Origin of the sequence: Aurantimonas sp. C2-5-R2 (assembly GCF_036549495.1) — a bacterium.
In the GTDB taxonomy this organism is placed as follows: domain Bacteria; phylum Pseudomonadota; class Alphaproteobacteria; order Rhizobiales; family Rhizobiaceae; genus Aurantimonas; species Aurantimonas coralicida_A.
Map to the genome: position 1 here is coordinate 165108 of NZ_JAZHLJ010000004.1, position 6475 is coordinate 171582.

General features: G+C 61.2%; 5 protein-coding genes and 1 pseudogene. 3 read left to right on the forward strand and 3 right to left on the reverse strand.

Annotated elements, in window-relative coordinates:
• Positions 1-13 precede the first annotated feature (13 nt).
• The gene (locus VQ044_RS03655) at positions 14-1006 is read right to left on the reverse strand and encodes a site-specific integrase (RefSeq protein ID WP_327649839.1); all 993 of its coding nucleotides are present in this window, start codon (positions 1004-1006) and stop codon (positions 14-16) included.
• An 839-nt stretch (positions 1007-1845) separates the two neighbouring features.
• Here VQ044_RS03655 and VQ044_RS03660 point away from each other — a divergent pair.
• The 3 genes from VQ044_RS03660 (at position 1846) to VQ044_RS03670 (ending at position 4148) form a co-directional block, all read left to right on the forward strand.
• Complete coding sequence (locus VQ044_RS03660) at positions 1846-2376, forward strand: hypothetical protein (protein ID WP_331827624.1); 531 nt, start codon at positions 1846-1848, stop codon at positions 2374-2376.
• Positions 2373-3242 carry a PAN/Apple domain-containing protein gene (locus VQ044_RS03665; protein WP_327649842.1) on the forward strand — a complete coding sequence of 290 codons (870 nt, stop codon included), beginning with the start codon at positions 2373-2375 and terminating at the stop codon, positions 3240-3242. Before VQ044_RS03660 ends, VQ044_RS03665 begins: the two co-directional genes overlap by 4 nt.
• A 345-nt stretch (positions 3243-3587) precedes the next feature.
• Entirely contained in the window at positions 3588-4148 is a 561-nt protein-coding gene (locus tag VQ044_RS03670) for an IS110 family transposase (protein ID WP_327649844.1), read from the forward strand.
• A gap of 85 nt (positions 4149-4233) precedes the next feature.
• Here the strand turns inward: VQ044_RS03670 and VQ044_RS03675 are convergent.
• Both VQ044_RS03675 and VQ044_RS03680 read right to left on the reverse strand, forming a co-directional pair.
• A pseudogene (locus tag VQ044_RS03675) lies at positions 4234-4377 on the reverse strand (ATP-binding protein); the annotation flags it as partial.
• Between the two features lie 10 nt (positions 4378-4387).
• On the reverse strand, positions 4388-6475 hold a 2088-nt coding region (locus VQ044_RS03680), incomplete at its 5' end, for a recombinase family protein (RefSeq protein ID WP_331827627.1).

Consider the following 6475-nt stretch of genomic DNA (forward strand, 5'->3'; position numbering starts at 1 on the left):
AATCTACGTTGGCTTACGCAATCCTCGCTACGAGATCGTCGGCGCTCAGATGGGTGTAGCGCTTCAGCATCTTCAGCTCCCGGTGCCCGCTGATCGCGGAAACCTCGATAACGTTCAGACCCTTCTCAAAGAGCCGACTGACCGCCTCGTGCCTCAAATCATGGAAGCGCAGCCCGGTTACACTCGCGCGTTCGCAAAGCCGCCGCCATGCTTGTTCCAGGGCGCCGGCCGAGATCGGGAAAACGCGATCATTCTCCGTAGCTGTATCTACTCGCTGCGACCGGAGTGCTTCGATCGCTCGGACCGTCAGCGGCACCTGTCGCGACGATCCATTTTTTGTAAGGCTCAGGGACGCGATCCCTCGCTCCAGCGCTACATCCGACCATCGGAGGCCGAGAAGCTCGCCACGGCGCATCCCTGACTCTCCAGCGACGATTATGAGCGCCCTCAGACATGGGGTCCGTCCGGTATCGCACGCGGTGAGCAATCGAGCCTCCTCTTCGCCCTGCAGGCGACACTCCCGCGCGTTGCTGATCTGGGGACGTCGGATGGCCTTCGCCGGGTTGCGCGACAGCGGATATCCCCAATCGCTCATCGCCACTTCGAGGACGTGGCTCAGGATCGCGAGCTCCCGGACTGCAGTCGCGGGACTGACCGTCTGGAGACGCTCATCGCGGTAGGCTGCGAGGTCGGCAGCGGACAGTCCGATCAGCGTGCGATGCGCGAGCTCATGCCGGAGCAGCACGTCGATCCGCTGGCTCTCCTGCACGTGGCCCCGCTTCTTCGGCGTGACCTCGCCCTGGTAACGGGCGAGCAGATCCCGGAGCGTGGTGGACTCGAGGAGGCGCGTGTCAGGCGCAGCACCGAAGCGGTCGACCTGCGTCTCAAGATCGCGCGCCCAGCGTTCGGCCTCGGCCTTGCTGTCGAAAGACTTCGCTCTCGGCTTCATCCCGCGACGACGCACCTGCGCCTGCCAGCGGCCTCTGAGCTTCCTGATCGTCGCCATTGCAATCTCCGGTGGTTCGCTGGAGATTGCGTAGGACGCCGGCACAGTGGCGCCAAGGAGGTTTCCCTATCGGTTGCAGACCGATTCCTGGAGAAGCTCGCTGAGCGGCTTGAAGAACGGTTCAACTGCAGCAACGAAAAGCTTACCGTTCTGGAGACTGAGAGTCCGTTTCGAAACTCACTGCGGCGGGTTCAAAGGCCCCTCGGATGGTCGCTCCGCAATGACATGATACCCGATTTCCGCGGGTTTGGGCGTCCCGGGTGAACCATGGAGGCTGGTCTTGGCAGGGTTTCGAAACGGCCTCTGAGCGGCGCGCTGTAGCTCTGAAAATCGACGAGCCTGCCCGAGCTTCCATTCCAGACGATCTTCCCGCAGACAAAACCCATCTCTCGGGCGTGTCGTGGGAGTTTCAGACGCTCAACCGTGAGGTGATGATTGTCGGGACCCAGGATCCATATGGGGGCTTCATCATTGACCGCAATTTCGACCTCCAGCCGGGAAATCGTGTCGGCCGTAGCGCTGGTGATTGTCAGCATGGTGAATGCGATCGGCAGCAGCGACTGGGCAAGACGATTGGGTATGCAGGACATTGTAGGGCATCCTTGTTGCTTCTGCTGCTCACGGGGCGCGGCAGCTCTGAGCGTCTAGGATGCGGGGCGTTGGGTGCCAAGGAGTATCCCCGGAAGCTTCGCCGACACGCGTTGAAGAGGTCTTCACCGTGATCCACGATTGTTTCGGCTTGCATATGAACAGACTTGCCACTGAGGCCGTCGCCGTGCTCCCTTTGCGTAATGATCTTGGGGGACCACGCCAGTATGCCAGCTCGTTTGCATCCCCTGATGGCAGCCCTCTCGCTTGTCCTTCTGACCGCGCTTCCCGCAGACGCCGAGGTTCAACGCTTCGGGCCTTTCTCCATCGATAACAGCCGACCGAACGTTATCTCGCTCTCCGGCGACATCGATGCGGGCTCGGCACTCAATTTCAGACGCGCTCTCGCGGCGACCCCCGATGCCGAGCTCCTCGTCCTCAACAGCCCGGGCGGACTCGTCGCCATGGGGTTGCTAATCGCCGACGATGTATACCAGCGCAAGATGGCGACGATGATCCCGGCCGGCTCCGGCTGCTACTCATCTTGCGCATTGATCTTCCTAGCAGGAGACGAACGGCAGGTGGATGGCGAGCTCGGCGTGCATCAAATCACCTCAGAGGCCGTTTCGAAACCCTGCCAAGACCAGCCTCCATGGTTCACCCGGGACGCCCAAACCCGCGGAAATCGGGTATCATGTCATTGCGGAGCGACCATCCGAGGGGCCTTTGAACCCGCCGCAGTGAGTTTCGAAACGGACACTCAGACAATCGGGACCTCGTGAGTGCTCAGCTATCCATCTCGGACATCCTCGACGTCCTGAACCGTTTCGATACACCGGTGGAAGTTCTGACGGTCATGTTTCGGACTCCGCCCGACGACATGCATGTATTCACCGACGAGGAGATCGCCCGCTACGAGATCAACCGGCGGCATGGAGATAAGGCTCCCCAGGGGTCAGAGCCGCTTGCGAGTGCGGAGTCGTTTCCCGACGAGATGAGCACACCAGATGGTAATGCTCCCACAGGCGATCCGGACAGCCGATCCGCACCCGATCTGGGCCGCACCTCCGCGTCGAAGCTGTCGGCGATCGAGGACTACGCCCGCCGACCGACACGCATGGCGGTTTATGCCGGACTCGACTTCTATGGTGGAGACACCGGCTCGCAGCGAGTGACCGATGCGCCATCCTGTGCTCGGGCCTGCCTCGCGTTGAACGGTGAATGCAAGGCGTTTACCTACAACGCGAACGAGCGCATCCTCAGCGGACCGAACTGCTTCCTGAAGTCGACGAAAGGCACTGTCGATGGGAACATGTTTGCCATCTCCGGCGAGCTTCTGACGAGCAGCGATCGCGATCCCGGCTCGTTCACAATGGGGGTGATAGATCCCAAGGCTGGCATATTCGACAAAGTCGACTTGCCCGGAGGCGATCTCTCCCCGCGCCCTGAGAGAAGCGCGCGAACCATGCAGCAGTGCCGGCTGTCCTGCGTCAAGAATGACCAGTGCATTGCATTCACTTTCGTCCGTAGCAAGGACGAGTGTTGGCTGAAGGGCTCTGCCGGCGAGCCGCGCTTTCGAGACGGTATGGTGAGCGGCGTGAAAAAATTGGAGACTTTCGAGCCGGCGACGATCGTAGGGCTGGATTAACCCCTCGGCGACACTCGACCAGCGACACCAACGTGCCGCGGTCGTGGCCCTCAGCGTGCCGGTCGCAAACCGCATGGCGTCGAGCTTCAAGAGAAAGCCGCCACAGCAGCACCGAAACAGCTATAAAACCTAAGAAGTTCTGGCGGAGAGGGGGGGAGAAGGACCCCGTTTCCCTAGCTCAAGCATTCCAGGCGTTCTTGCCGACAGAAGTCTCGTGACCCAAACGTCACTGTACCATCCGGCAGTACCAATGTCAGGATGTCTGAACTGATGCGGTGGATGCCCCCTTCGACCGGCATCATATGATGCTGACCAGCGCCATGGTGGCGCGCGAAGGAGGAGCACATGGCAGACGCATACATGTTGGCCATCGATCTGGCGAAGCGGAGCTTCCAGGTCTGCGCAACGGATCGCGCGGGGTCGGTTCTATATAATCGCACGGTTTCCCGAACGAAGCTGGAGATGCTGTTGAAGGAGCAGCCCTCCTGCATTGTGGCGATGGAGGCCTGCGCGACGAGCCACTTCTGGGGGCGCTTGGCCGAAGCCCGCGGACACGAAGTCCGACTGATTCCGCCGATCTACGTCAAGCCGTTCGTGAAGCGGCAGAAGAATGACGCGGCGGATGCGGCCGCGATCGCCGAAGCGGCACTACGACCGAACATACATTACGTAGCCGTGAAGAGCGCCGAACATCAGGCGCGCGCCGTCGCTTATCGCACCCACCAGTGCTTCGTCGGGCAGCGCACGCAGGCGATCAATGCGCTGCGCGGACATTTGGCCGAGTTCGGTCTGGTGTTTGCACAGGGGATGCCTCACCTGAAGGACATCCGCGCCGCCATGCAGGACGGGTCGATCGACCTGCCCGACAGCGTTCGGGCCATAGCTATAGAGCGACGATTGGGATGAGCGGCAGCGTCAATTACGATAAGCGCCTGCGGTCGAGGTCGAAGGTTTCCTAATTGTCGCGCGAGGTCAAGGTCAGGACTGCGCGTCAATTAGGATGAGCGGTCTGCTTATCTTTTGTCGATATATCCCGGGACTGTGCGGTTTTTCGCCGATAGCTGTCGGTGTTCATCTCCAGGATAATGGCGTGATGGACGAGCCTGTCGATCGCGGCGACGGTCATGGCGGGATCCCCGGTGATTTCATGATGCCTTTTTCCTCGATCGTCTATTGCGCTGTGCGCGGATACGCAGGGTTTCAATCAGCTGATCCGTCAACGCGATCTGCCATGGTTGGCCTTTCGCCAATTGCCGGCCTTGGAGCAGGCCGCAGGTCAGATATTTGAAGATGGTTTGGGGCGTAACGCCGAGAGCGACGGCAGCGCCTTGGACGGAGTAGGTTCCGTCCGACCATTGGGCGGGATTGGCGCTCGTGCCGTTGATTTTGACGGTGGGAATGCCCCAGCGATCCCGCAGAAGCCAAACGTTGTCGCCTTTGAACGTGCAGTTTTGCGCCGCGATGAAGCCTTCCGCATTCAGGGCCGCAGCGATTTCCTTGTCCATCTTGCCGGCAGCGTTGAGCTCCGTCACACGCTGCCGGAGTCGTTCGAGGTCGATGTAGTCGCGGTAGGTGTGGACCCGCCGTTGCAAAGAATGCTCGCTCGTTGCGCCGGTCTGCCAGAGGATCTTGAACCAGACTTGGCCCTGAATGCGCTTTTGGTCGAGGACGACCTCGCTGATGATAAGGCGCAGGATGCTCTTGCGTTCGGCTGAAGTTGTCGAAGAGGAATGCCAGATGCCAGGTAGATCTTCGCCCAACTTCTGCAGCGCCTCGCGATCCGGCTCGTTCAAGACCAGGGGCTCGTCGGAGCGCCAGCGTTCGTAGTCCTGTTCGATGGCCTCGGCGGCACGGAGCTTCTCTTCCCAGACGCGCTCCAGCGAACGGGCAACCAAGCGGTTCTCGGGCTCGACCGCATCGTACTGGCGCCGTGCTCGTTCCGCCTCGTAACGCACCCGTTCGCGCCGCAGTGCCCATTGACGCTCGAGCTGACGCGTCTCCTCTTCAATCTGACCGAGTGCGGCGATGGCAATGGCGATCCTGTCCGGCGCCAGGGCATCGAGCAGGATGCCTTCGATCTTGGCATCGACAGGCAACGCGCGCACCTCCTGGCACAATGGCCCCCCATCATGATCACGATCGGCGCGACATGTGTAGACGGGATAGTCGCCCGCGGGACCGCTGTAGCGCAGGCTCATCCGGCGGCCGCATCGCCCGCATACCGCAATGCCCTGCAACAGCGCCGCTCCCTTGCGTGGCACGCCAGAATGACCAGCTTCGTAGCGATTGATATTGTTTGCCAATCGCCTCTGGTTCTCCATGAACTCCTCCCAGTCGATATAACCGGGATGGGCGGCGCGAAGGCAGACCTCCCAGTCGGCGATGGGGACCTTGGTCGTCTTCGGACGATAAACGCCTTGGCGAATTCGCCCGCCTTCCTGCCGCCGTCGGCCATAGACATACGCCCCGGCATAGGCAGGATTTTGAAGAATGCCGAGCACCCGCGGGCTGTTCGCCTCACGCCACACCACATCATGGGGCGACGGGCCAAGGACGGGACGTACTGGCAGCGGCAAGTCCTTCTTTCGCAAATAGCGCATCACGGCCCGGGCGCTCTGGAGCTCGCGGAACTTGCCAAAGACGAGGCCGAGTCTGGCCTGAACCTCCTCGTCGGGATTAACAATGATCCCGCCAGAGCGATCATGAGCCAGTCCGGCGGGAACGGGAAGGCGCAGTTCACCACGCGCCGCCTTCTGACGCTCGCCCAGGTGAAGGCGCTGCCTGATCTGATGCAGTTCCGCCTCGCTCATGATGCCGGACAGGCCGAGCAGCAGGCGGTCGTGGTAGGCGCAAGGATCGTAAAGGCGTTCGCCGTCCGCGATGATGACGCCGAAGAGCGAGCATAGATCGAGGAGCTGATGCCAATCGCGGTTGTTGCGGGCAAGTCGGGAGGCATCGAGGCTGATGACCAGGCCGGCGTTCCCGAGGCCAATCTCGGCAATCAGCTTCCTGAAGCCTGCTCGTTCGACGCTACCGGATCCGGATTTGCCGAGGTCTTCATCGATGACATGCACACGCTCATGCGGCCAGCCGAGAGCGACGGCACGATCGACGAGCCGGTATTGTAGTTCCGTGCTTTCCTGATGATGCCGCACCTGGTTCACGGAAGATTGGCGGACGTAGATGTAGGCGAGCTTGCCACGATGTTCGGCCGTGACGCGTTCGTCCGAACT